Source organism: Oligoflexia bacterium, assembly GCA_035326705.1.
Classification (GTDB): domain Bacteria; phylum Bdellovibrionota_G; class JALEGL01; order JALEGL01; family JALEGL01; genus JALEGL01.
In genome coordinates, this window is sequence record DAOLES010000005.1 from 68258 (window position 1) to 93432 (window position 25175).

Here is a 25175-nt window from a genome sequence, read left to right on the forward strand (position 1 = left end):
GAGTTTTTTAAGCCAATTTTTTTCTATACCACTCAATGGTCCTATTAAGCCCTGTTTCCAGATCAAACTTTGGCTGGAACTGTAAAAGTTCTTTAGCCTTATTGATATCAGGAATACGCAGTTCAACATCTTGCTGATCCCATGTTTTAAACTTTATATCTGAATCTGATTCAGATAAGCGTATAATTTCTTTGGCTAAACCATAAATGGTTAAAGTATTCTGCGGGTTGCCTATATTAAATGCTTCGCCCACCGCTTTGTCTACTGTTAAACAGAGCAAGATTCCATCAATAATATCATCAATGTAACACCAAGACCTGATCTGATCACCATCATTATGAATTTCTAGATCTTGCTTATGTAAAGCACGCGTTATAAAACGATGAATAGCCCCTTCTCCAACTTGATTGGGTCCAAAAATATTAAACGGCCGGACTGAACAAGTTGGAAGTCCATACTGGCGCCAATAATTGTGCGCTAGGTGTTCCGTAGCCAACTTACTTACAGCATAGGTCCACCGGGCTTCACCAACAGCACCTAAGCTTGTAGCATTGCCTTCTGTTACTTTATAGGCATAAGTTCCAAAAACTTCACTGGTAGAAAAATCTATAACTCTCTCTATTGAGTTTTGCTTTTTGCTGGCTTCCAAAATATTGTAAGTGCCTAATAAGGCAATGGTCATGGTTTCAACTGGTTTTTTTAAAACCGTATCAACACCGGCAATTGAAGCTAAATGAATCACATGCGTTTTATCTTTACATGCAGCTTCAACATCACTTTGCACGCAAACATCACCTTTAATAATACTTACATTTGGGTGTTCAGCTAACTGTGTATTTTTTAGTGCATCACGAGAAAAATTATCTAAGATAGTCACATGATTATTTTCACATAATAATTGAACCAAATGTGAGCCTATGAACCCTGCTCCACCCGTAATTAAAATTTTTTTATTTTCCAAGTGCTTGCTGCTCATTCTGGTTTTTTCCCTACCATTAAGGTCCAAATGCCTTGTTGGGTAACTTTTTCATCTTGATTGACCAGCTTACGCTCTATCTTAACGATTCCAGCACCTCTGCGTCCAAGATCTTTAAGTTTAATAATTTTACTTTCACTATGTACGGTGTCTCCAATAAATATAGGTTTAGCAAATTTCCATTCTAAATTTGCAAAGGCCACTATGGCCCACGGGGCTTCTGTTGTTTGTAAACCAGATGAAATAGACAATCCTAATAAACCATGGGCTATTCTTTGGCCAAATTCTGTTGATTTGGCAAATTCTGCATCTGTATGAATTCTATTAAAATCACCACTCAAACCAGCAAAATTAACAATATCGGCTTCTGTAATTGTTCTATTGGCGGATCGCCACTGATAGCCAAGTTCTAAAGCATCAAAATAAGTGTATTCTTCTCCACGCATTGTACGTCCTTTTTTAATCAAAATTAAATCAGAAACACTAAACTAATAAGATGTTCAAATTTAAGCAAGTTTTTGCACTCTTTATAAGTTCAAGGTATATCAGCTAACGCATGATCAAATTACTGAATATCAGCTGGATAGGTTGTTTGACTTTATGTGTGCTCCTTTTACAAGGCTGCGAACATAAAGTTAATATTTTGGGCCAATATTCTAGTGACTACCACAAAAATTTACGTCACCAAACCCGCAGCAAAGGCGCATATACTATTGAGAAAGTTCGTTTTGAAACACAAGTCGTATTTTTAAATGAAGCCTTACGACGAGCTTATGTCAATGAGTTTGCCAATAAATATCGTCTCAGTGAAGAAGAGAAACAACAACTTTTACAAGAACAGCTGGCTGAAAATGAGGAGAACTATACCTTTTTGGTTTTTCATTTTTCAAACAATCATAAATTATCCAAAATAGAAAAAAATGCTCATAACTGGAAAGTGCGGATGGTCCAATCTGATGGAAGCTTAGCAACACCCAAACGTATTCAGGATTTGCAAGGCGATGCATTGATGCTAAGCTATTTTTATCCACAGATTACACCATGGTCTCGCAACTATCGGGTTCATTTTCCAAAACAAGATGAATCCATGGAACAACTAACACTAAACTTGGATAGTGTTGAAGCCAACCTATCGTTTCACTGGAAAAATTAAATCATGAGTACAATTGCCTCCCCTAGAATAGCTGATATTGGCCAATGTGTTAATCAAACTGTATGTTTAAAAGGTTGGCTGTACAATAGACGCAGCAGTAAAAATGTTCACTTCTTAGAATTGCGTGATGGCAGTGCTATCATCCAATGTGTGATTGGTAAAAATGATGTCTCGCCTGAGTTATTTGAAGCTGCTGCTAACTTAAGCCAAGAAACATCTTTAATGATTACTGGGACAGTCCGTGAAGATTCACGTTCAGATCTAGGTTATGAAATTGGTGTTACTGATTACACGGTTGTTGGTGAAGCCACCGACTACCCCATTACACCTAAAGAACATGGTGTGGCTTTTTTAATGGAAAACCGACATTTATGGCTACGCTCCAAACGACAAAATGCCATTTTAAAAATAAGACATGAGTTGGTTAATGCCATCCGTGATTTTTTCAATCAAGAAGATTTTACTTTAATTGATGCGCCAATTTTTACCCCTTCAGCCTGTGAAGGAACCACCAATCTTTTTGAAACCACTTATTTTGATAGGCAAGCTTATTTGACCCAAAGTGGCCAGCTTTATATGGAAGCTGGTGCCATGGCTTTTGGTAAGGTGTATTGCTTTGGTCCTACCTTTAGAGCAGAAAAATCCAAGACACGTAGACACTTGACTGAGTTTTGGATGGTAGAGCCAGAAGTGGCTTACAATACACTTTACGACAATATGGATTTGGCAGAAAAATTTTTAAAATACATTGTGGGTCGAGTTTTAGAAAACCGTAAACTAGAACTTAAAGTCTTAGAAAGAGACATCAGCGCCTTAGAAAAAATTCAAAAACCCTTTCCACGCATCCACTACAATGACGCCATTAAAAAGCTACAAGAATTAGGCAGTGACATTGTTTGGGGAGATGACTTTGGTGCAGATGATGAAACCATGCTGACCAAAGAATTTGATACACCCATCATGGTTCATCATTACCCGGCAGAGATCAAAGCCTTTTATATGAAAAAAGATCCAGAAAACAGTAAACTATCTTTATCTGTAGATGTCCTTGCGCCTGAAGGTTATGGTGAAATCATTGGCGGTGGTGAACGTGAAGACAATTTAGAGGTTTTAGAAAAAGCCATTGCAGCGCACGATTTACCCAAAGAACATTTTGAATGGTTCTTAGACTTACGTCGTTATGGTACCGTTCCGCATGCTGGTTTTGGCCTAGGTTTAGAACGAGCAGTGGCTTGGGTCTGTGGCTTACACCATGTTAGAGAAACCATCCCATTTCCAAGATTGATGGATCGAATCAAACCTTAAATGGGGTCACTCTTGTCTAAAGCCTGTTGAATATCTTTTTGAATATCTCTCCAATCTTCAATACCTACGGATATTCTAACCAAACCTTGATCAATATCATTTTCTTTTAAAACCTCTTCACTCATTTCACTGTGCGTTGTACTGGCTGGGTGACAAGCCAAAGATTCCATGCCGCCCAAGCTGACAGCATTTTTGATAATCTTTAGATGTCTTAAGAAATTAAAGGCTTGGCTTTTACCGCCTTTTAGAACCAATGAAAACAAGGCACCCGGCTGTCCACACTGATCTTCCCATAAGGTTTCTTGTTTGGAATCCGTAAAATAACCCGGATAATACACCTGCTTTATTGCTGGATGTTGATGAATGGCTTTAACAATGCGCTGTGCATTTTTACTTTGTTTTTCCATTCGCAGTTGCACTGTGGGCAAGCGACTATCCAAAATCCAACACTCATCCGCTTGCATGATATTGCCTAATAAAGCTCTATACCCGCGCAAGGCATTTAAATGTTCAATACTTTTTCCTAAAATAACTCCCCCTAACATGTCACTAAAACCAGCCAAGTATTTGGTGGCTGAGTAAACCACCAAGTCTGCGCCCAATTTAATGGGATGCTGATACGTAGGCCCCATTAGAGTATTATCAACAACCAGCAAAGGTTGCTTTGGATGTTCTTTACAGGCTTGTGCTATTTGCTTTAAATCTAACAAACATAAGTTAGGATTAGATGGGGTTTCTACAAAAACCATAGCAATGGTTTTATTGTTTTTAATTGTGGTCAATACTTGGTTTAGACTTTTTGCCGGAGCCTCTATACCTTGAATATTTAGAGGCTGTAACACTTCTTTAATAAGATGGTAGGTTCCGCCATAAAGTGGCGTGGTATAAACAAATGCTTCTCCGGGTTTATTGAGAGCCAGCAGCAATGTTGAAATGGCTGCCATACCTGAGTTAAAAACCACAGCATCTTTGGATTTCGGTTCTAATGGCGTTAAATGCTGTTCTAAAATTTCTGCATTGGGATGCGACAAACGTGAATAGATAAGCTCTGGTATTTCACCGGCTTCTTTTTCTTTCTTATTCAAGGCTATAGCAAAGGCGTTTTCTGCTGCTTCTGGTGAAGAAAAAACAAAGGTAGAGCTTCTAAATACTGCCGGTCGGGCTGAACCAACTGATAAAGATGGGTCAAAACCTTCTGTAATCACTGAGGTTTTTGGATATAAGGTTGATTTTCTTTTTTTTGCCATAACAATGACACGCTATCACTCTCAAACCCCTCTCATCAACAAAATCATAAAACGCATCAAAAAGAAACCGTATCTTGTTGTTTATAGTTGCTATCCCTTGTGTATGTACTCAAAGTTATTGAATAATTTTGATCTATTCCAAAAGGTAGCCGGTACCTTTTAGCAGTGTTTTGAATGATATAAAATTTGATCTATTTTTTTTTGCACTTTATAGTTTGCAAGTAAACATACAAAACTTTAGCTTAAGGAGGCTACCTATGTCTAAAACTACAAACCCTGTCAACTGGTTTGAAATTCCAGCAACAAATATTGAACGTGCTAAAACGTTTTATGAGAATGTTTTTGGAACAAACTTAGATATCAGTGAAATGGGCCCATATAAAATGGCATTTTTCCCTTGGGATCACCAAGCTGCTGGCTGTCCTGGTGCTTTGGTCATGGGTGAAAATTACACTCCTTCTCATCAAGGCAGTACGGTTTATTTTTCTGTAGATAATATTGATGAATGCTTGGCTAAGGTTAAAACTGCCAATGGTAAAGTTTTACAAGAAAAAACCAGCATTGGTGAACATGGTGCTATTGCTCACTTTGAAGATACAGAGGGCAATCGTGTCTCATTGCACAGCAAATAATTTTAGTTTCCAATAAGTAAAATGTTAAAAAACACTCTTTGCATGCGTCAAACCTTAAGCTTTAAAACAGCGTAATGTTTCTTTAAAGATTAAGGTTTGCAACTCACCCAAACTCTCTTTGTACTTATCAGAAAGATGCAATAAATTTTTTTTGTTTTCAATGGGTAGGTTTATTAATGACGGTTGTTGCTTTTGCATGGACCGATGATCTGGTTCATATTCATTGAAGTACGTCGGTTGGTTAGTTTGTATAGGAACAGGAACTGCCACCACCCCAATACCTGTAGTATTAAGATAAGCTCTTTCTAAAATCATGGCATTTCTATCATCAAACATCCCATCCGATACAACAATAATAATTTTATGACGTCCTTCTGAATTTTCAAGCAAAAGCTCCGCTTCATTTAATGCCGGTGTAATAAATGTTTGACTTTGCTCATCTTCTTCATACAAATCGGTAAACCAAGATGAATTCCAATTTTCTCTGATTTCAGATGAAGAACTAGAAAAATCATATAAGGTATTAACCGTTTGTCCAAAACCTAAAACCGCCACTCTACTTCCATCAGGTTTCTGACTAATGCATGTATCCTGAGCAATGGTTTTTGCAATATTAATAGACTTTTGGATGTAGGCAATGCTACCAGAAACATCCACCAATATGACAATATCTGCTCTTTGCTGGGCTATCGCACCAGAAGCAAGACAAAAGACTAAACCTAAAACTAGTTTTTTAATTTCCCCAAACATGCTTTTTACTAACATGGATAAAATATACAAATCAAGAGCAAAATAAACGACTAAAAGTAACCTATAATCCATGGATTTATAATACAAAACACGTTAAGTAAAAAAACATGTCCCTTCAGCTACCACAAAGCAAAATACTTCTCGTTTTAGTTACATTGTTTAGTGGTGCTTTTTTATTATTGCTTTTATGGTTAAAACAACCCTTTTCACCAAAAATACAAACTGTTTCCAAACAAGAGATAAAAAACCTCTTAGCTCAAGAAAAAACAAACAACAGCCCAATCTTGATTGACTTAAGAACAGACTGGGAAATAAAAAAAACCGGGAAAATTCCCGGTGCAATCCACATCAATTATTTTTCTTTTAACTTTTCTGAAAAACTTAAAGCATTGGATCCAAATAAAAGTTATATTGTTTATTGTTGGGTTGGGGTTCGTTCAAATAAAGCTGCTCAAAAAATGCATTCTATGGGTTTAGATGTCATTGACTATCATGGTGGTATGAAAGACTGGCTAAAATAACTCATGTCTAACATAATTTTTAAACCAGAATATATACGGCTTTTTATTTTTTTACTGGGCTTGATTGTTTTTTCCAGTCTAGAATTTTTCTTTCCTTACCGTTTAAGAAGCTTAAAACGCCGTGAACGTTGGCCAGCTAATATATTGATGGCACTATCCGCTAATTTTCTTATAAAATTACTTCTTCCAACTGGGCTTATCTTTTTTTCTTTGTATGCCGCTGAGCATAAAATAGGGTTTTTTAATAATACAAAAATTAACCCAATCGTTCAGCTGTTTTTTTCATTGCTGATTTTGGATTTTGGAATTTATGTTCAGCATATTGTATTCCATAAAGTTCCTCTATTTTGGCGCTTTCATAAAGTTCACCATGCAGATATAGACTTGGATGCGAGCAGCGCTTTGCGCTTTCACCCTCTAGAAATTATTGTTTCATTACTTTACAAAGGTATAATTGTTATTGCCTTGGGTATTTCTGTTCAAGCCGTTTTAATCTTTGAAATTCTTTTAAATTTTATGGCCATGTTTAATCATGCCAATATTCATATTCCTAAAAAAATAGAGCGTTTGTTACGTTTTTTTATTGTTACTCCACAAATGCATATTGTTCATCACTCTATTGATAGAAAACAATCTGATACCAATTATGGTTTTAATTTATCGATTTGGGATAAACTATTTAAAACGTATCAAGCTCAATTTAAAAATGACACTAGCATCGGACTATCATATTATAGAAAAGCGTCTGAGCACCGATTTATCAAAATTTTATTTCTTCCTTTTAAACACCTTAAACAAGCCTATGATGATTAATATTGCAGCCTCTAATTTACCTCTAAATCAATATACTTTAAATCTGGAACTTCATGTTGAATTTGTTTTTCTATACGATCAATTTCATCGCCTAAAGTTTCTATCACATGATCACCATACTCTAATAAAAACTGCCTTAGGTCACCTTCTGTTGCTAAATTCTGAATCAACTTATCAAAATCATGGTGACTCATGTACTTTTGGGCAATTTTTTCACCATCAAACTCAACTTCTGCTTTAAACAATAAATCTTGCGCACCAATGATGGCTGTTTTAATGTCATAGATCTGATCTATCACAGGTTCTGCTTTTAAAATTTCTAAAATTTTTTTTCTACTCACTTCAGGTATAGCCTGACCAATCAACAAGCCTCTTGTTCGGTAGGTGATAAATGTTGCTACCCCACCAAGCAAAAGCCCAATCAGAATCGTTGCAACGCTGTCCCAAAAAGGATTGTGCGTATAGTAACTAAACCCAAGACCAAGGGCAGCAATTAAAACCCCTAAAACTGCGGCACCATCTTCTAAAATTACTGCAACACCCGTTGGATCAGTACCCCCTTTAAAATAAGAAATAAAACTTTGTTGCTTTTTTTTAGCTTCGTTACTGACTGCTTTAAGCGCTATCAACAAAGTTGCTCCTTCAACAATGAATGCAAAGGCTAAGACAACAAACGCTAAGGTATAATCTTCAATTTCATGCGGATCAAATAGACCATGAACTCCATGGTACACCGTCACTCCACAACCCAAAAAGAAAATACCTACTGCTGATATAAGGGCCCATATGTAACGCTCTCTAACATAACCATAAGGATGCCTCACATCTGCCTTGCGTTGTGATTTCTGTATACCCAATGCCAATAAACATTGATTGCTCACATCCGCAAAAGAGTGAATGCCTTCAGACAACATTGAGCTTGATCCGGTAAAAAAAAAGGCAATAAATTTTGCCACCATTACAATACTATTTCCAATAATTGCGCTGTATACAGCGACTTTTGATCCACTGGCCATAAACAAGGAATATATAGTGATTGATGTATAGGTCAAGCAGTGAGAAATAAATACACGACTAATATGTTTTAAGATGATCTTAAACAATTGTCAGGTCAAGACTTTAACAAGGTTTTTACTCCTATTTATTCTATTAAGAACTAGGATACTCTCCATTCAAACAGATATGAAAAAGTCTGTTCCCATCAAGAATATTTGGCAGAATAATACTATTTAATTGTATAGCTAATCTCTTAGATTAATTTTTTTCTCAATCTCATACCTTGCTTGTATTGAAAAAGAAACAAGATCAATAATACAAGTAAAAAATGGCTATTGCTGGATTGACAACGATTATTTTTAGAACTTTGAGGCATACTACATTCACTGGAGCCCGGCATTGCAACTGTACCATCAGGGCAATGCTGACAATCCGTAGATCCCAGCATATCGGTAAAAGTATTTTCTGGGCAAAGTTGACATGAATTGGATTGAGTAAACTCTGTAAATGTTCCTACTGGGCAATCTTCACAGCCAGGAGAGCCCGTATTCTCGGTAAAGGTTCCCACCTGACAGATTGTGCAATCTGTTCTGCCAATGACAAAACTTGAAGATGTTCCTTCTTGACATTCTGTGCAAGCATTAGCAGCAAAAGCATCAGAAAAGGTCCCGGCAGCACACACTCTACAAAAACCATCTCCTGCTTGAGCATAAGTCCCAGGACCACAATTGTCACACCCCATACCAGACTCATATTGTCCATCAAGACAGCTTGAAGAGTTTAATGCATCCACACAAACATTGGCTCCGGCCAAACTTACTTTTCCAGGTTCACATTCAAAACAAACCATAGCTTCTGAATTGGGCTGAAACTCATTTTCTGGACAAATCGTACAGGTGATACTCCCTGTTATGGGTGCATAACTTCCCGGAGAACAGCTTTGACATGAAGTTTGTCCATAATCAGGTTGAAATTGACCAATTTCACATTCTATACATTCTGCTTGGCCTTCATCTGGATTGAATCTTCCAGGCGGACAAGATGTACAGGCAGTTGATCCTTCTTCTGCAGCAAAACTTCCTGCTGGGCAATTGGCACAAGGCTCTTGTCCATCAAAGCTATAGGTTCCCGGGGAACAGGGCATAGCAAAAACGCTTGCGCTCAAGCTCATTAAAAAAAATACAAAAATAAAGATATGTTTCAGTGTATGCATTAGACACATCATAAACCATGATGCTGATCCTTGAAAGAAAACAATTGTACTGATTTTTTTATTTTATCTATCTCAAAAACAATAGGTATAATATTTTATTAACAACTCAATCCTGTTCATTTGGTTTAATGAAACCCTATTGCATACAACTTTTAATGTTGTACTTAAGTTAGATGAAATTATTCAAAACTATGGTAGTCTTGTTCAGAAAAAATTTAAATTATTTAAATTAAAGGAGATCAATCATGGTTATTCATAAAAATGGTTCTGCCGTTTGGACGGGCGGTTTAAAAAATGGCAAAGGAACAGTATCTACACAAAGTGGCGCTTTAAACAATCAACCCTATGGTTTTAATACCCGGTTTGAAGGTGCTGCAGGAACCAACCCAGAGGAGCTCATTGGGGCTGCTCACGCAGGGTGTTTTAGCATGGCATTGGCCAAAATCATTGAAGAAGCTGGCTTGAGTGCAGAAAAAATAGAGACCTCTGCTAAGGTGACTTTAGAAAAATTAGAGGATGGCTTTAACATTACCAAAGTACATTTGAATTTGAATGCTCAAGTTCCAGGTGCAGATGAAAATACTGTTAAAGAATTGGCACAAAAAGCAAAAGTAGGTTGCCCAGTTTCCAAGCTGCTTAATGCTGAGATCACACTAGAAACAACTGTTGCTTAATACAAAAAAAACTGTGGGGCAGTTAGAAAACTCAAACAAACTGCCCCATACTACAAATTACTGGTTTTGATATTTTTTCTTCATTTCTTCTGCCATTTTTTTCATTTCTTCTATTTTTTTGGCATCCATTCCACCGTTTTTCATGGCATCCATCATTGATTTTTTCATACCTTCCATATCTTGATCTGCAACTGGAACAGTGTTCATCTTTTTATAATCTTTGGGTAAAGTAAACATGGATGATTTTATATTTTCTTCTTTGAGTGAAACCACTGTAACTTGGGTTTCAAGCTTGTTACCTTTTTTAGATTCAAACTCTAATGGGAAGCCTTTTATATCTTTAGGCAATATTGAGCGTTTTTTATTGGTGTAAAACGCCGCCATCATGGGTTTGTATTTTTTGTACAAACTATCACTTAAACAAACATTTTCAATCTGAGTTTGGCTTTTCTTTTCATAAACCTGACAGCTATGCCCTGCGATGGTTTTTTTATCTTTTGTGGGTTTAAAATCATCGCTGTTTTTATGATGGACTGCTTCATTGACTGTATGTTCCATATAAGATTTCTTTTCAGGAAATAACGTATAGTTTACATTATTTTTAGCATCACTTAAATGAATCATATTACCCATGGGCATGTTTTTAAAATTCATTTCCACCCTTGTCATTCCATTTTGATAAAAGGCTTGCATGCTACCACTCATATTGTGATTTTCTTGGTTAACCTTAAGTTCATAGTTAATCACTACGCCTTTTGCATACACAGAAAACAATAAGCCAGATAATAGTAAAATAAAATACATGGAACGCATCATAAAAATCTCCTTTAATATTTAATTAGTGATAACCTTTTAACGGCTTTAAGCCTGAAATTCAACTATATACGCTGACCTATACAATTTATTGCCCCTGCAAAGCTGTGTTAAAATCACCCATTATCGTTATATACACTTAAACAAACTGCGAAACTTTTTACGCAATTAATTCATAAAATGGGACATTTAACACCGTTTTACAATCCTTAAATCTTGTAAAAGCCTTAATATACAAGCTTTTTATAGCTTGTACTTGGCATTATAATTGCTGTTTATGCTCACATGCAACGACACAATGATACACGCGGCCATGCTGCTATAAAAACAATTGGGATCTTGGGGCTGGTCCTTGCAAACTACTTCAATATAATATTTGCTCAATCTAACACAGACCATTCATTTAATTATATTGGAGCTCAGCATAACATGCTATCCAATCAAGTGAGTTGGAAGCAAGTTCGTGAAAGTACATCAGGACCTTTACTTGACTTAAAGTATATCTATAAAGATGGTGATGGTCATGAAGAAATACTTGAATTAAGAGACCATCCTGCTTTTAATTACTTTTCTCATCCAGAAAAATTCATTCCTGAAGCCAGACGCATGATGGATCATATCTATTTATTATTGGATAATGTGTATGCACCAGAAAAACGAGTCTATCATTCAGAAGACAGAACCTTGGTTAGAAAAAAACTTTACGATCACCTTGGCATGCTCAATCATTTTTTTACATTAAGCTGCAATCAATTAAAAGATGATCCTGAAACTTATTTGGCTAAATTCCGTGAGAAATACAATGAAGAGAAACCTTCTTTTTTTGGTTATATTGGGGGTGTTGTAGGTTTTAGTGAAGCATGGGAAGACCATGGTTTAAATATAATGGAAGCCCGCATCAGACAATGCAATGAAGGGTATGGCAATATTGCACAGATATACAGAACACTGAGTGAAATTTTACACTATCAACTGAACAATAATGGTTGATAAATAGCTGTTTTATACAAACTGTATTTTGTTCTTTGCTTGACTTTAAATCATAAAAGAACTTAACTCTTCATGATGAAATTGGCTTTTTTAATCATTGACATGCAAAAAGAGTTTAACACCAGCTCTGAAACTGAATACTTAATGCAAGAAGCTTCTGAGTATATTGTATGGACGCATCGTTTATTTAAACACAACCATTGGCCAACCATTGTCATTCAAGATGCAGACATGCCAGATGGCAAAAATAATCCAGGCTACGCCATGATTGATGCGCTGTCTTCTATTGAAGCCGATGCTTATGTTTCCAAACTTTTACCCAATTCTTTTTGGGAAACTGAACTCAATACAATTTTAAAAGGTTACAATGTGGACTCGGTATTGTTGTCTGGATTCAATGCTGCTTATTGCGTGACCGCAACCTATTTTGGTGCACTTGAACGTGGATGGCAACCTTCTATTCTTAAAAATGGCATTGCCAGTCATAAAGAGCGTTATGTTCTTCAAGCTCAAGAACTATTTGATTGTTTAAGTTACAATCAAATAGCAGCTTTTATAAAAAGTAGCTCTCCCTAGTATGCTTTATTGATTATAGACATGCAAAATTTCTATTTTTCATACTGAACAAGATACTTAAAATACCTTTTATAAGTTCATGTTTTGATGTAAATTATTTAAATAATAATGTACTATTTATCAAAACAAAGAAATAAAAATGTTGTATTGGCTTATGAAAAATATATGGGCTATATTGAAAGTCAGCAAGATTTATTCTCAAAAAACATTTTAAAGCTTATTCAATCTGATTGGTATTATAACCCAAATGAACCAAAGTGTCCGCATGATGCTTGGCTGGAAAACTTATTCATATCTGAAAAATCTTATGGAGACAGAAATGAAAAGAGTGCGACCTCAATTTCTATAACCCTCCTTAATGCCTATCATAATGCAACAATTACATTCGAATATGAAAATGTGATTTCTTATAATTTGAGTTTTTTAAAAAATAAACATGCCCGACAAGATTGGTTGTATGATGAATTTAGAGTCTCTGAAAATAAAAAAATCCTACATGAAATTGAGTGGTCTGGATTTAAAACTTTATCTACATGGACTATTGAAGCAGAAGACATACATTATAAATTTGATGAAATAAAGTAGTTCTTAAGTAAAAAAATATCTCTTAAACGCTAAGATAAATTAATTTTTTTAGTGTTGTTGTCCGATATCTTCTTTTTTATACTCTCAACTTTTTTGTATGTTTTGGGTAAATCAAACATCTTAGGTTGAATATTTTTTTCCTTTAAATCTTGAAGCTTTAGCTTTGACAGAGTTTTTCCATCAACTGTTGCTTGATATTCAAGTGGAAAGCCTTCAATGTCTTTTAAATAATAAGACTGTTTTTGCCCAAGCTGTTTAAAACTATCCATAAACTTTTGATACTTCTTATACAGCTCTTCACTGACACACACGGTTTCAACATAATCTTTTTTTATTTTACCAAACACCTCACATGAAAATCCGGCAATGGTTTTGGTTTCATTGCTAGGCTTGTATTTTTTTTCATGAGATTTTGTTTTTAGTTTTGGGTATTTAAATTGTACATAGGTTTTGCTGTTTTCAAATAACATGTAACTTTTTTTATTTTTAGCATCAACAATATGAACAATTTTTTCTAAATCCTCTTGACCATTATTTAAAGCAATCTCCATTCTCATTTTTTCATCATCATAAAAAGTAGTAATTTCACCAAAAAGAGTGCTTGTTTCATCTACTGCCAGCAAAGCATAGCTTGCGTAAACTCCTTTTGCATAAACTAATTTTGCACTTACCATAAATGTAAACAATACTAATGAAGATAAAAATTTTAACATACCGTTTCTCCGTTATTCTAATAACCTAAAGGATTAGATAATTAATGTTAACAACTTATGAAATTATTTTTTTTGTTGCTTTGTAAGCCAACACTGAAAATGTAATAAATAAGATGAGAAAAACAAAGAAAAGAAACTTGGCAATTCCTGCTGATGCAGCAGCAATACCGGTAAAACCAAATAATGCTGCAATCAAAGATACAATAAAGAAAAAAATAGCCAATTTCAACATAAGTCACTCCTTGTTATTTTTTTTAAAATTAGCTTTAAAAGTAAAGTTTGCCTACTAACTTTAGTAAGCAATCTATTTGTATTTTTACGTTGTTTTTAACAATAGGCTGTTTTAATACTTAATAGTAAAGTACTTACCCATGAAAAAAATACATAAAAACCCACTTAAAAAATAGAAGATGCAGTAGATACAACGATTTACCAAAATTAAAAAAACTTTTAAAAAAATCAATATTAGAATTTAAAAACCCCATAATACATGTGAATTTATTCTTTCTTTTTCCTTTGCCTCAGGATTAAATTTTGGATAGGTGTTGAAATATATGAATAAAGATTTTAAACCCCATATACCCGCGCAACAAAATCCACCTGAATTTACAGTTAAAGCTGTTTTGGTTGGTTGTGTAGCCGGGTGTCTTTTTGGTGCTGCCAATGCTTACCTCGGTCTGCGTGTTGGCTTAACCATCAGCACCTCTATCCCTATTGCCGTTATTGCCGTCTTGGCTTTTTTTGCCTTACCTCCTTTTGGTAAGCTGGCTTCCATTTTAGAAACCAACATTGCCCAAACTGTTGGTTCAGCCTCATCGTCTCTGGCTTCTGGTCTTATTTTTACCGTACCAGCTTTATTTCTTTGGCAACAAAATCCAACGCTTGGGCAAATTGTCTTGGTGTCTGTCAGTGGGGGAATCTTAGGTATTTTATTTATGATTCCATTGCGTCGGACGCTGATTCGTGATGAGCATGAAACCTTACCTTATCCAGAAGGCACTGCCTGTGCTAAAGTAATGATAGCCGCTGAAAAAGGGGGCAATCATGCGATGCCTGTTTTTAAGGGTATTTTAATTGGTGGCTTTTTAAAATTTGTTTTATCTTGGGCTAAGGTCATTAAGGATGATTTTCATATCAACTTACCGTTTATCCCCAAAGCTCAGTTTGGTTTGGAGTTTAGCCCCGCACTTTTGGGTGTGGGTTTTATTTTAGGTTTGCGCATTGCCACTGTCATGGTTGCAGGATCTGCCTTGGCTTGGTTTGTAATTATCCCAGCAATTGCCATTTGGGGGCAAAATCAAACCGCTCCTCTTTATCCTGAAACAATAGCACTGATTACAGATATGTCCCCTGGTCAGATTTGGACCCGCTATGTACGCTACATTGGTGCTGGCGCCGTGGCTTTTGGTGGCTTACTCTCTCTGTTAAAAACCTTACCCACTATTTTTTCAAGTTTTCGCCAGGGCATTGCTGACTTTAAAAACCGAGTTCCAAAACCAGATGAAACCCAGATTTCTAGACATGAAAGAGACCTAAGCCTAAAAACTTCCCTCATTATTATGGCTATAATTATTGCTTTGCTGATCATTGCCCCCACCGGATTGACTTATTTACCTGGTTTTGGCGCAAAAATAGTCAGTGTAATTTTGGCTGTGGTTTTTGCGTTCTTTTTTGTCACTGTATCCAGTAGAATTGTGGGTATGGTAGGCGTTTCATCTAACCCAACCTCAGGCATGACCATAGCCACCCTAATTGCAACCTGTGGTATATTTTACATGCTCAATTGGATGGGCAGTTTGGCCATGGCCCAAGCTTTAATTATTGGCACCTTGGTGGCAACCGCAGCTTCCATTGCTGGAGATACTTCACAAGATTTAAAAAGTGGTTTTTTGCTAGGATCAACGCCCAAGTTTCAACAAATAGGTGAAATTTTAGGTGTGGTCACCTCAGTGACCTTTGTCTGTTTTTCTTTGTACGCCCTGGCCAAAACCTATGGTTTTGGTACACAAGAACTCCCTGCACCCCAAGCCATGCTCATGAAAGTGGTAATTGAAGGGATTTTATCAACTGAACACTCTTTGCCATGGTCACTGGTAGCTATAGGTGCTGGGATTGCTGCCATTGCAGCTTTGTTTAGATTACCCGTCTTAGCGTTTGCAGTGGGAGTTTACTTGCCATTGTCTTCCATGTTTCCTATTTTTATGGGCGGATTGATTCGCTACTGGGTTGAAAAGCGTAAATCCAGTGAAAATGGTATTTTACTTTGCTCAGGTTTTGTCGGCGGCGAAGGTTTATTTGGTGTAGGTATTGCTTTTTATGCGCTACTGACCAGCTCCAAACCACAAGGCTGGGGCAGTCAATGGGCAGGAGCTTTAGAATCATGGCTCCCACTCATCTGTATGCTTGCATTAAGCTTTTTTGTTGGGTATTTTTCTGTTAAAGGCAAACAAAACAACAATTCAAACGCATAGATAGTATGAAACGTCTGTTTCTTCTTAATTGATTTAATAATTTTTTATTATTAGGAGCCTACCGTGTGTTTAAAAAACACACGATGTAGTGTTCCGTATTTTTATTACCAATAGTGTTTGTGTATCACTACAAAACCGACTTTTTTTTCAAATAGCTTGCCATTTTAAAATATTTACTCAAAAATAAAGCCATGAAAAAATATATACTTTACCTAAACACATTAATCATAACCCTATTTTTAAGCGCTTGCGGTAATTCTAAATCAGAATTTCCCTCAACCACCAGCTTAAACTCTGATCAACAGGATGCCATTGCACAATTATTAATTGTAGCCAGTGTCTTCCCTACAGAAAACTACCTTCCTATTGGTTTACAAGAACCTGTTGACGAAACAATTGATTGTGACGTGAGTGGTACTTTTTCTGCCAAAGGTAACGTTGATTTTGAAGAAGATGAACAGAATCAAGAGTTTAATGGAACATTTACTTTAAATGAAGTTGTCTTCACTGATTGTGTTACCACTACTGCAAACGATGAAGAAATAACCATTAATGGTAGCCTTGAAGTGGTAACAGACCTTGTATTGGACAATTTCAATGATGGAGAGGACGGCATTTTAACTGGAAGCTTTGACTCTACTTATGAAGGTTCTCTTGAAGTCAGTGGTGATGAACTAGAAGATGGAACTTGTGGTATTAATATGGAAGGAAAATCACTTTTAGCAGAGTTTTTCATTGTTGGTGAATTATCTGGCAATTTATGCGGCAGCAATTACGATAAAGTTGTTCCTTTGATTTTTTAATTAAAAACACTATTTTATAATCTTGGGAGATGCACACGATATATTTTGACAGGTAATTTTGTAACAAAACATTGTGTGTCCCACAACAATATATTTTATTGATTGAACTAGATTTTCTCAATAGCAAGTTTTAGATAAAAATAACAAGTATATTACTCAAGGGGCGTTTGTTCCGTGTGATGAAAACTCTAATCCCCTTGTTATTGATCTTACCATTATGATCCCTTTACAAAAAAATAATCCAGCTAAAGTTGATATAAAATTGGGGAGATTAATAGAAATTAATGGTGAAGAACATGGTATAAAAGCTGATCCTATTATTTTGAGCTCTAAAGATATGATCGCTTTTTAAATCTTAGCAAACTAACCAAGAACGTTGTATTTTATCTATTGATTTGCCCATTGTGCTTGCTCACAATAGTAGTCTGGATTTTGTTTTAAAAAAAATTCTAACCTCTCTTTTAAATCTTTTGGTGTTGAAAAAAGTTCTTCCTCTAGTGAAATGTTTAGCTCTTCTTGTAAAAACTCTAAAACACTGTGTGTACAGTTATGACTAAAACCATTGAATTTTTCTGACTTGTTCTTAAAGTCTACTACACATAAATTGTATGCAGATTCTTTTAATGTAAAAGACGTAACCGCAACTTCTTGTTCAACATAATAGTTCATGTTGTGTTCATAACTGGTAAATTTACCCTCTTCAGTGATAATTGAACCCCCGCCATATTTTGGAAAAAAGCTGATGTAATCTTGATTGCCATTTTCATATTTTAAAAGTAAAGCAGAATGCCCCATGATAGAACGCTCGTAATTGGAACCAGGCGCATGATCAAAATTTCTGTGTGCAGCAACCGTATTCACAGAACCTTTTTCACCTTTATAAATCAAGGCTCCTTTGGACCATGTAATTAAGTGTCCACAGGCCTTAGACAAGCCTTTTTGTACGATAAGATCTTCACGTTTTACATAGTGCGTTTGCGCCAACAACGTACAAGATAATGTCAATACCCCTACAGTAAACCATTTCATGAAGGTAGGATAACACAAACATCGGCATCTATAGTTTTTATAATTTTAATTTTTTTATTAAAATTATTTATAGTTTGTTGCTCAATGAACAGGCGTTCAGATGTGGAACTCATGCTATATTCTTAATTTAGATGTATCTAATCAAATAGAGAAATACATTGTATAACGCAACTGATCAATCATGTCTGGAATAAACACATAATATTTCTTCAAACTACAATGCAAAATAATGTTTTTAATACGGTTACAAACAGTTTAAAAAATACAGTGAGTGAAACTTACTTGGTTATCTAAATCATCTACCGCATCTACCAAAAATAACCCATTGATTTTTAAATCACTGACTCGCGTTCTAAAGATGAATATGTTGGATGACCTTGTTTGATAAATAATTCAAGCAATTTAAGGCGTGCGTCGTTGTCCCCAGATGCTAAAAAATCTAACTCTTTGCGTGTTAAGAGTTTTACATTAACAATACTGATCGTCTCATTTGGAAGTTTAAGAGACCTTGGGACTTCTCCCTGCAAGCCAACAAACACACCCACTCGACCTTCTGAGTTTTTAAACTGTTCAGGAACCTTAACATCGTGCAATTCACTGCTGATATACTCAAAATGTTTAATTTTGTTTATTAGATTTCCTTCCATAGCGGCCCATTGACTGGCTTGAAAAATCAAATCAAACTGCCAACTTTTTATACTGTCAAACTCATCAGGTGATTCAATAAAAAACTCTAAACCAAACCCGTTAAAGGCTGAGACTTTTGGATTGGTATCCATATCTTCATAGGGGTCACTGAGCCCGTCACTAGCAAGAATTGTAGTTTTTTCTCTTTTAATGATTCGCCAACTTTGGCGAAAGCTAGGCCACTGTGGTCCACCTTGAAAACTTGGATTAATAATAGGTGTTAAAAAGTCTTGTTCTAGCTCACCCACTTTATTCCAAAACTCACCTCTTAGATTGATTGCTTGATTCAAACTCTCTTCATGATTCATATCTATAATATAGTATGTTGCGGTTGATTGATTTACAAATGTTTTTTAAAGTTAAAATAAAAAATATGTCACAGGAATCCACTTAATTCATATCTGCATTGGGCTGCCATTTGATATCAATATGATTTGCTTGCGACTGAACCTTACCTATCCAGGCACAAATATTTGCATAAGGCTCTAAATCAAAACCTCCTTGCTCAGCAACATGCGTATAGGCAAATAAAGCAATATCAGCAATTGTCAAACGATTGGCTACAAAGTAAGACTGTGTTTCCAAATGCCTATCCATCAGTTTTAATGCTCTTTTACCTTTTTCTTTTAGTTTAGGTAATTCTTCATAGCGCTCATGCCCCTGAGGCAAATGCCGCATGATATAACGTGATACAGCAATATAGGGCTCATGTTCATACTGCTCAAAAAATAACCACTCCATAATTTTTCCTTGCTCGTATGTATCGTCAGAAAAGTACGTTGTGTTTTGCGCAAGGTAATACAAAATTGCATTGGATTCAGCTAGACGCTTGCCATTATCTAACTCTATGACAGGAATTTTACCGTTGGCATTGATCTTAAGATACTCTTTTGATTTTGTTTCGCCACCATCAATGTCAACCCCATACCACTGATAAGGTTTTTTTAAATGCGATAACAATAGTCTTATTTTATAGCCATTGCCCGAGTCCATGTAGTCATACAATTTGAGCATCCTTCAAACGCTATGCAAACTAAGAACAAAATGCAAGAAAATGTATTAAAAAACAAGGTCTAGCTTTTACTAGATCATAAAACTAAGAGAAATTTGTTGCATCTCTAATAAAAATGTATCAGATACTCTTTATAGCTTAGGAGCAAGCACCATATACCATAAATCTTCTGGATGATTCATTTCAAAATTTTTATTCAATACCTCATAGTTGCTTAAATTTTTGTTATCTTCCATATTAATCACCCACACTGGAACCAAGGTCAAATGCTTTGAAGTATTTAATGTAAGAGCTCTTGATATGTACTCTCTATAAAGATTATTTTGAACTGAAAAGTCGTACAGGGAATGCACCTCTTTAAAATTCTTACCTTCTAAAAAGTGAATATGCTCTTTATGTGCATCCGATGTTTTAAATGTTTTTAATTCTGCATCATTTTTTTTTGATAAAACTAAAATATTTTTAGAAAGTGCGTTGTATTGTTCTGAGGTTGATTCAAGCTGGGTTAACATGTAAACATAAATTGATGCTAAAAAGTCATCTATTGTGCTTTTAGGAATAATACTTTCATAAAAACTTTTTTCATAAGACACATCAATTGCATCTGCATGCTCTGCTTCATCAAATACAACTCCTTTTTCAAAATGAATTTGTTGCAGACTGGTATCTGCTTGGTGCAAAAAAAACACAAAACTTTGTTCCACACCAGCTCCAAGTCGAGCTCCAGGGAGACTCAAAAATCTGCCCGCTACCCTACCACCAGAGCTTTGCATATTAAGTGGAAACTGTACAATAGGATATTTTATATTTTCTAAATTTAAAATATCATCTGTTGTATTATCTTCAGCCAGTTTAAGCGTGGAAAGAATGATTCTATCTCCTGCTTTTTCCAAGCATAATTGTGAAGAAGATTGTAAAATATCATCCTCTAAAGATCTTACAAGATGGTGACACCCCATGGGTATAAGCAACGATTTAACATAAGCTTTTTTAGAATAATTAGGATCTTGAAAACGAAGTTGCTTAGGCTTGATATGGTTCTGACCAAAACCATAAAATGAAACAGATAAAACCAATGCAGTACATGCACGCTTACAAAAACTTAATTGAACCATGTAAACACTCCCTTTCTCTGGAAACTATCTATAAAAATGCTGCAATGCAAGTTAAAATATGAGATCGACTTTGTTTTCTTAATTTAAAAAAATCAAAGGGTGAATTATGTACTTTTTATAAAAAGTATTGATTTATATTAGAAATAAACAGTGTACCCTAAAATTTTCCAAGTTTATGGAAAAAACCCACGCAATTAAAATAATACTATTAACACAGTGTTTCACTGATTTTTATGAATTTTTAAACACGATCAGATCTAATGTAAATCTCTATAAATTCGCCAATTTTTTGTTCATTATTGTAATCATCTTTGCGCATACAAATTTGACCCAATTCATTGTTAATTTCAAAGACAGCACAAGTAACTTCTGTCGCATCATCAAAAAACTAAAAAAGAGAAAAGCTGCCTAACCCAATAAGTTGCTCCTAAAAATCCTAAAATAACTAATTATTTTTTTTGCCAAATCATGTTTTAATCTGTATCTGAGGCCGATGTATAGGCTAATTATCGCTGCTATGGCGATCGCTTCACTTATTTTTGCCCAAGATATTTATGTCATTAAACACAATGATTATTTATCCTGCTTATCTGAGTATTATTTTGGTAGGCCAGTTTACGGTGACAATGGATCATTAAGCAAATTAAAAGCACTTAATCCACAGCTAGAAAATGCTAATACAATTACAGTGGGCCAAATACTCAACGTTCCTAAAATTAATCCTGATATTACACAAAATACTGTTCAAAGCAGAAATTACAATCAACAGTGTTTGAGTTTTCAACACAATATTAAAAAAAATACAGATCAAACACTGGCAAAAAGTTCATCCGAGATAACAAAAGATCAAAATATTGAACAAGATAACCTTGCATTAGAAGAACAAAATGGCTCTCAGAATCAGCAAGCCTTTGCACAAGAAGTGCCAGAAAATATAACTACAAAAAATGATTTAAATAACCGCTATCAAGTAGTGCAAACAGTCTATCAAAATTTAATTCACTCCATGGATCAAAGCAATGCTAGCATTTCTAATAAAGTATCAGAAGAAAATTTTGCTCTTGCAACGCATTATCAACATTTATTTTGGAACACGCTTTGGTCTGGGATAAATTTTTCACTGGATTCTCAGCATTATGAGTTGGAATTTGGCAGCAACGGTTTTCAAAATTTTTCTCCCTATTTATGGGGAGTGGCCTGGATTAATGACTATCAATTTAAAACTGTATCAATAGGTTTAAATGTTGATTACAAGCAGGAGCCTTTTATTGTTAGAGTCAACAGTTCCGATATAGGTATAGAAAAAGTTCATGTGTTTTTATCGGTTTTAGAAGCACAAAAGCGTTGGAATCTTAACAAAGACTGGTTAATTTTATCAACGGGTCAATTAATTTATCCTTTCTACAGTAGGTCATCCCTTAATCCACAAGGAAAACTGTCTTACTTGGGAGAGCTTGCTGTATTTAGAGAAAAAGCTTTTGGATCTTTAGGTTTAGGTTTAGGTGTTTTTTATGAATACAAGGCCTATGATACCGACCTTAACCAACAAAAAGAAAAACAAGCTGGAATTAATTTACATTTTAGAGGTTTACAATGGTTATGAGAAGTAAAATAAGAAAGATACTTTGTGTTCTGCTCATAGCAAGCATGCATTTTAACTGCAATGGCAATGTTTTTACAGATTTAGAATATTCGCAGTCCAATGAAATCTTCAACGATGGATCTGGTATCAATGACCAAACACCCCCGGGAGTACCAACAAATCTAACGTGGGCTTCTGACGATACAATCATTGAAGATGTCAGTGGGAGTGGAAGCAGTATTCAACTGCTGTTTACACCCCCAAACGACAATGACTTGCTTAGAATTGAATATGTTGTTTCAGGTCAATCAATCATGGTGGCACCCAGCAGTGGTTGGACGCCAACAGATTCATTTTCTAATCAAAGTATTACCTATCAAGCAGCGCAAGAGTGCAGTTCTGCTATGGATAGCTATAAAGTTTGGCTTAGAGCTGTAGACAACAATAATAATATATCTGATGCTGTAGTATCGGATATTTTTTTACAAGACACCCTTGCCCCGCAGGTGGGGACAATAAACTTAGCCATGAATGCAAAAAAAAATCAAAGCCCAACCGCTATATGGAACTTACCCTACGACGCATGTTCAAATGTTGCTTCGCTTGAATTATCCATTGGTACTGGCACCAATCAGTCTCCACCCAACCATAGTCAAAGTGGAGAAGTTGCCGATACAGTAATGTTTACAAATATTGTAAGCTCAAGCACCAGTTATCAAGCGGTTTCTAATGTTCCGCCTTTTACAACATTTTCTTTAATGCTTGAAACCAATTACTATGTATCATTGCGCGTGCAAGATGACTTAGGTAATACTGCCATTTACACTAGCAGTGCCTGGCAACTACCGGGTGGCCCTCTTGCACTGTCACAAGTGACGCCTCAGTTTTGGTTAGATGGCAAAGATCTAGCAACATTAAAGCAAGACACTGGCTGCAACGTAGATGTGACATCCAATGGGGATGCCATCAATTGTTGGATTAATAAAGGAACGGATGGAAATAATTTTATTAAGGTTTCCGGTGAAGCTGAATTCAAAAGTAATGCTCCTCAGGGCGCTATCTTTGATGGTGATATTTTTGTTGCGCAAAATGTTTTTTCTGGAATGCTCGATGACGTTTTAATTGTACTTGTGCAAACAGAAAATAATTCTACCAGTTCATTTGATATGAACTTAAACTATCCTTTTCAAGGTTCTTCAACGGGCTCACCCACATCTCGTTATAGCATACACGCACCATGGAGTGATAGAAAGATTTATTGGGATACGGGTGGATGCTGTGGATCTTCAGTCAGGCTCAACACTTCTTCTCCTACCGTCAATGTCGGTGAAACCTATGCCCTAGGGTTTTTAAACTCTTTTGCTCAAAACAGCAAACAAATCGTGGTCAATGGAGATGTCAGTGCAAGCACAACAAATGTTAATGCAGGTTTTGCGGCAAACTTTGGTTTAGGAAATGGGGTAAAAAACACCTATCACGAAATCATTTTTTACACACCTGCACCATCTTTTTCTGAAAGGCAAGATATAGAAGGATACATTGCATGTAAATGGGATATTCGCAATCAGCTTCCAGGCAGTCACCCCTATTTTAATAGCAATCCTACAAGTAATGATGGCTGTCCTTAGTAAAAAAATCTTCATTCAAAAGCGGGTGGAATATAAAATTTCGACTTACTGTTACTATTAATCCATAAGTCAATATGAATTTTGTCGCTTCTATTTAGTGAATGGGTGCGCCGTTAGTTTAAGGGAGTGAGATTTTTTGGAGTTCTCAAAAAACAACTGGGTACTTTTTTACGATTACAGTTCAGTCAACTGTCCCTGTTACTCTAAACGTGACAAAAAAAGCATGAATTTTTAATCAAAATCGGTTAGACAGCAGGTATGATCAAGTTTCTGCACAGCATGATTCGGGTGTCTAATCTAGAAGAATCTTTAGCATTTTATGTAGATGGCTTGGGATTAAAAGAAGTTCGTCGGAAAGAAGTACCGCAAGGTAAATTTACCTTAGTGTTCCTTAAAGCCCCTGACAGTGATGCAGAAATTGAACTCACCTACAATTGGGATAGCAATGAAGACTATGGCAACGCCAGAAATTTTGGCCATTTGGCTTTCTCAGTGGAAAACATCTATGAAACCTGTGTATCCCTGCAAGAGAAAGGCATTGATATTTTGAGACCCCCCAGAGATGGTCACATGGCTTTCATCAAGTCACCGGACAATATATCTATTGAACTGTTACAAAAAGGCGATCCTCTACCACCCCAAGAACCCTGGGCCAGCATGGAAAACGTCGGTACATGGTAAGTTTTTTAACGTGTAGCAGCTAGCTTAATTTAAGGACAGCCTTTTTTTCGGTAACTGCCACGTTTTAAAGAAAGAATCAACCAACAAAAAACAATTCAAATCTCTGAATCCATACTTAAAACAATTAAGATCTAGTCGTGTGTCTCTGGAATTCCTGAATATTCATTATTTTACAAAGTACATTATATAGTGTACTTTAATAAATAGTGT

General features: G+C 35.7%; 28 protein-coding genes. 15 read left to right on the forward strand and 13 right to left on the reverse strand.

The features are described 5' to 3' along the window. Positions 1–7: 7 nt before the first annotated feature. Both PKC21_08230 and PKC21_08235 read right to left on the reverse strand, forming a co-directional pair. Positions 8–976 carry an NAD-dependent epimerase/dehydratase family protein gene (locus PKC21_08230; protein ID HMR25326.1) on the reverse strand — a complete coding sequence of 323 codons (969 nt, stop codon included), beginning with the start codon at positions 974–976 and terminating at the stop codon, positions 8–10. Then, positions 973–1422, reverse strand: coding sequence for a MaoC/PaaZ C-terminal domain-containing protein (locus PKC21_08235; protein HMR25327.1), 450 nt, complete (start codon positions 1420–1422; stop codon positions 973–975). The genes PKC21_08230 and PKC21_08235 overlap by 4 nt, the downstream gene beginning before the upstream one ends. A gap of 110 nt (positions 1423–1532) precedes the next feature. Between PKC21_08235 and PKC21_08240 the strand changes: the two genes are divergently transcribed. Both PKC21_08240 and asnS read left to right on the forward strand, forming a co-directional pair. Further along, a complete protein-coding gene (locus PKC21_08240) occupies positions 1533–2129 on the forward strand; it encodes a hypothetical protein (GenBank protein ID HMR25328.1) in 597 nt (198 codons plus the stop codon). A gap of 3 nt (positions 2130–2132) precedes the next feature. Beyond that, complete coding sequence (asnS, locus tag PKC21_08245) at positions 2133–3434, forward strand: asparagine--tRNA ligase (protein HMR25329.1); 1302 nt, start codon at positions 2133–2135, stop codon at positions 3432–3434. Here asnS and PKC21_08250 read toward each other — a convergent pair. Next, a complete protein-coding gene (locus PKC21_08250; GenBank protein HMR25330.1) occupies positions 3431–4681 on the reverse strand; it encodes a PLP-dependent aspartate aminotransferase family protein in 1251 nt (416 codons plus the stop codon). The genes asnS and PKC21_08250 overlap by 4 nt on opposite strands. Before the next feature lie 257 nt (positions 4682–4938). On the opposite strand from PKC21_08250, the gene PKC21_08255 reads away from it, so the two are divergent. Beyond that, the gene (locus tag PKC21_08255; GenBank protein HMR25331.1) at positions 4939–5313 is read left to right on the forward strand and encodes a VOC family protein; all 375 of its coding nucleotides are present in this window, start codon (positions 4939–4941) and stop codon (positions 5311–5313) included. A 54-nt stretch (positions 5314–5367) separates the two neighbouring features. On the opposite strand, the gene PKC21_08260 is transcribed toward PKC21_08255, so the two are convergent. Further along, the gene (locus PKC21_08260; protein HMR25332.1) at positions 5368–6063 is read right to left on the reverse strand and encodes a vWA domain-containing protein; all 696 of its coding nucleotides are present in this window, start codon (positions 6061–6063) and stop codon (positions 5368–5370) included. Between the two features lie 107 nt (positions 6064–6170). Here PKC21_08260 and PKC21_08265 point away from each other — a divergent pair, with 107 nt between their 5' ends. Together PKC21_08265 and PKC21_08270 are read left to right on the forward strand one after the other, a co-directional pair. Continuing rightward, positions 6171–6584, forward strand: coding sequence for a rhodanese-like domain-containing protein (locus tag PKC21_08265; protein HMR25333.1), 414 nt, complete (start codon positions 6171–6173; stop codon positions 6582–6584). 3 nt (positions 6585–6587) lie between these two features. Next, positions 6588–7397, forward strand: a complete 810-nt coding sequence (locus PKC21_08270) for a sterol desaturase family protein (GenBank protein ID HMR25334.1) — start codon at positions 6588–6590, stop codon at positions 7395–7397. Between the two features lie 11 nt (positions 7398–7408). Here the strand turns inward: PKC21_08270 and PKC21_08275 are convergent, their stop codons facing one another. Then, positions 7409–8413, reverse strand: a complete 1005-nt coding sequence (locus PKC21_08275; protein ID HMR25335.1) for a cation diffusion facilitator family transporter — start codon at positions 8411–8413, stop codon at positions 7409–7411. Between the two features lie 233 nt (positions 8414–8646). Then, positions 8647–9606 (reverse strand): hypothetical protein, encoded by a 960-nt coding sequence (locus PKC21_08280; protein HMR25336.1) that lies wholly within the window; start codon positions 9604–9606, stop codon positions 8647–8649. A gap of 251 nt (positions 9607–9857) precedes the next feature. Here PKC21_08280 and PKC21_08285 point away from each other — a divergent pair, with 251 nt between their 5' ends. Then, positions 9858–10280, forward strand: a complete 423-nt coding sequence (locus PKC21_08285; protein ID HMR25337.1) for an OsmC family protein — start codon at positions 9858–9860, stop codon at positions 10278–10280. Between the two features lie 57 nt (positions 10281–10337). Here the strand turns inward: PKC21_08285 and PKC21_08290 are convergent, their stop codons facing one another. Next, a complete protein-coding gene (locus tag PKC21_08290; GenBank protein ID HMR25338.1) occupies positions 10338–11096 on the reverse strand; it encodes a DUF4412 domain-containing protein in 759 nt (252 codons plus the stop codon). A 282-nt stretch (positions 11097–11378) separates the two neighbouring features. Here PKC21_08290 and PKC21_08295 point away from each other — a divergent pair, with 282 nt between their 5' ends. From PKC21_08295 to PKC21_08305, 3 genes are all read left to right on the forward strand, one after another. Further along, complete coding sequence (locus PKC21_08295) at positions 11379–12083, forward strand: hypothetical protein (GenBank protein ID HMR25339.1); 705 nt, start codon at positions 11379–11381, stop codon at positions 12081–12083. A 72-nt stretch (positions 12084–12155) separates the two neighbouring features. Continuing rightward, the gene (locus PKC21_08300) at positions 12156–12659 is read left to right on the forward strand and encodes an isochorismatase family cysteine hydrolase (GenBank protein HMR25340.1); all 504 of its coding nucleotides are present in this window, start codon (positions 12156–12158) and stop codon (positions 12657–12659) included. A 108-nt stretch (positions 12660–12767) separates the two neighbouring features. Beyond that, complete coding sequence (locus PKC21_08305; GenBank protein HMR25341.1) at positions 12768–13244, forward strand: hypothetical protein; 477 nt, start codon at positions 12768–12770, stop codon at positions 13242–13244. A gap of 29 nt (positions 13245–13273) precedes the next feature. Here the strand turns inward: PKC21_08305 and PKC21_08310 are convergent, their stop codons facing one another. Beyond that, a complete protein-coding gene (locus PKC21_08310) occupies positions 13274–13957 on the reverse strand; it encodes a DUF4412 domain-containing protein (GenBank protein HMR25342.1) in 684 nt (227 codons plus the stop codon). 55 nt (positions 13958–14012) lie between these two features. Then, positions 14013–14189, reverse strand: coding sequence for a DUF1328 domain-containing protein (locus PKC21_08315; protein ID HMR25343.1), 177 nt, complete (start codon positions 14187–14189; stop codon positions 14013–14015). A 322-nt stretch (positions 14190–14511) separates the two neighbouring features. Between PKC21_08315 and PKC21_08320 the strand changes: the two genes are divergently transcribed. The 3 genes from PKC21_08320 (at position 14512) to PKC21_08330 (ending at position 17583) form a co-directional block, all read left to right on the forward strand. Then, positions 14512–16428, forward strand: a complete 1917-nt coding sequence (locus PKC21_08320; protein HMR25344.1) for an oligopeptide transporter, OPT family — start codon at positions 14512–14514, stop codon at positions 16426–16428. A 191-nt stretch (positions 16429–16619) separates the two neighbouring features. Continuing rightward, complete coding sequence (locus PKC21_08325) at positions 16620–17231, forward strand: hypothetical protein (GenBank protein ID HMR25345.1); 612 nt, start codon at positions 16620–16622, stop codon at positions 17229–17231. A 217-nt stretch (positions 17232–17448) separates the two neighbouring features. Next, positions 17449–17583 (forward strand): hypothetical protein, encoded by a 135-nt coding sequence (locus PKC21_08330; protein ID HMR25346.1) that lies wholly within the window; start codon positions 17449–17451, stop codon positions 17581–17583. 35 nt (positions 17584–17618) lie between these two features. Here the strand turns inward: PKC21_08330 and PKC21_08335 are convergent, their stop codons facing one another. From PKC21_08335 to PKC21_08350, 4 genes are all read right to left on the reverse strand, one after another. After that, positions 17619–18260, reverse strand: coding sequence for a hypothetical protein (locus tag PKC21_08335; GenBank protein ID HMR25347.1), 642 nt, complete (start codon positions 18258–18260; stop codon positions 17619–17621). Positions 18261–18592: 332 nt separating this feature from the next. Continuing rightward, the gene (locus PKC21_08340; GenBank protein HMR25348.1) at positions 18593–19255 is read right to left on the reverse strand and encodes a hypothetical protein; all 663 of its coding nucleotides are present in this window, start codon (positions 19253–19255) and stop codon (positions 18593–18595) included. A gap of 82 nt (positions 19256–19337) precedes the next feature. Continuing rightward, a complete protein-coding gene (locus PKC21_08345; protein ID HMR25349.1) occupies positions 19338–19961 on the reverse strand; it encodes a glutathione S-transferase family protein in 624 nt (207 codons plus the stop codon). Between the two features lie 129 nt (positions 19962–20090). Beyond that, entirely contained in the window at positions 20091–21074 is a 984-nt protein-coding gene (locus PKC21_08350) for a hypothetical protein (GenBank protein ID HMR25350.1), read from the reverse strand. Between the two features lie 493 nt (positions 21075–21567). Between PKC21_08350 and PKC21_08355 the strand changes: the two genes are divergently transcribed. The 3 genes from PKC21_08355 to PKC21_08365 all read left to right on the forward strand — a co-directional run bounded on the left by PKC21_08355 (position 21568) and on the right by PKC21_08365 (position 24965). After that, entirely contained in the window at positions 21568–22677 is a 1110-nt protein-coding gene (locus PKC21_08355; protein HMR25351.1) for a hypothetical protein, read from the forward strand. After that, positions 22674–24284 carry a hypothetical protein gene (locus PKC21_08360; GenBank protein HMR25352.1) on the forward strand — a complete coding sequence of 537 codons (1611 nt, stop codon included), beginning with the start codon at positions 22674–22676 and terminating at the stop codon, positions 24282–24284. Before PKC21_08355 ends, PKC21_08360 begins: the two co-directional genes overlap by 4 nt. A gap of 261 nt (positions 24285–24545) precedes the next feature. Then, on the forward strand, positions 24546–24965 hold the full coding sequence (locus tag PKC21_08365; protein HMR25353.1) for a VOC family protein: 420 nt from the start codon (positions 24546–24548) through the stop codon (positions 24963–24965). The last annotated feature ends 210 nt before the right edge of the window (positions 24966–25175 follow it).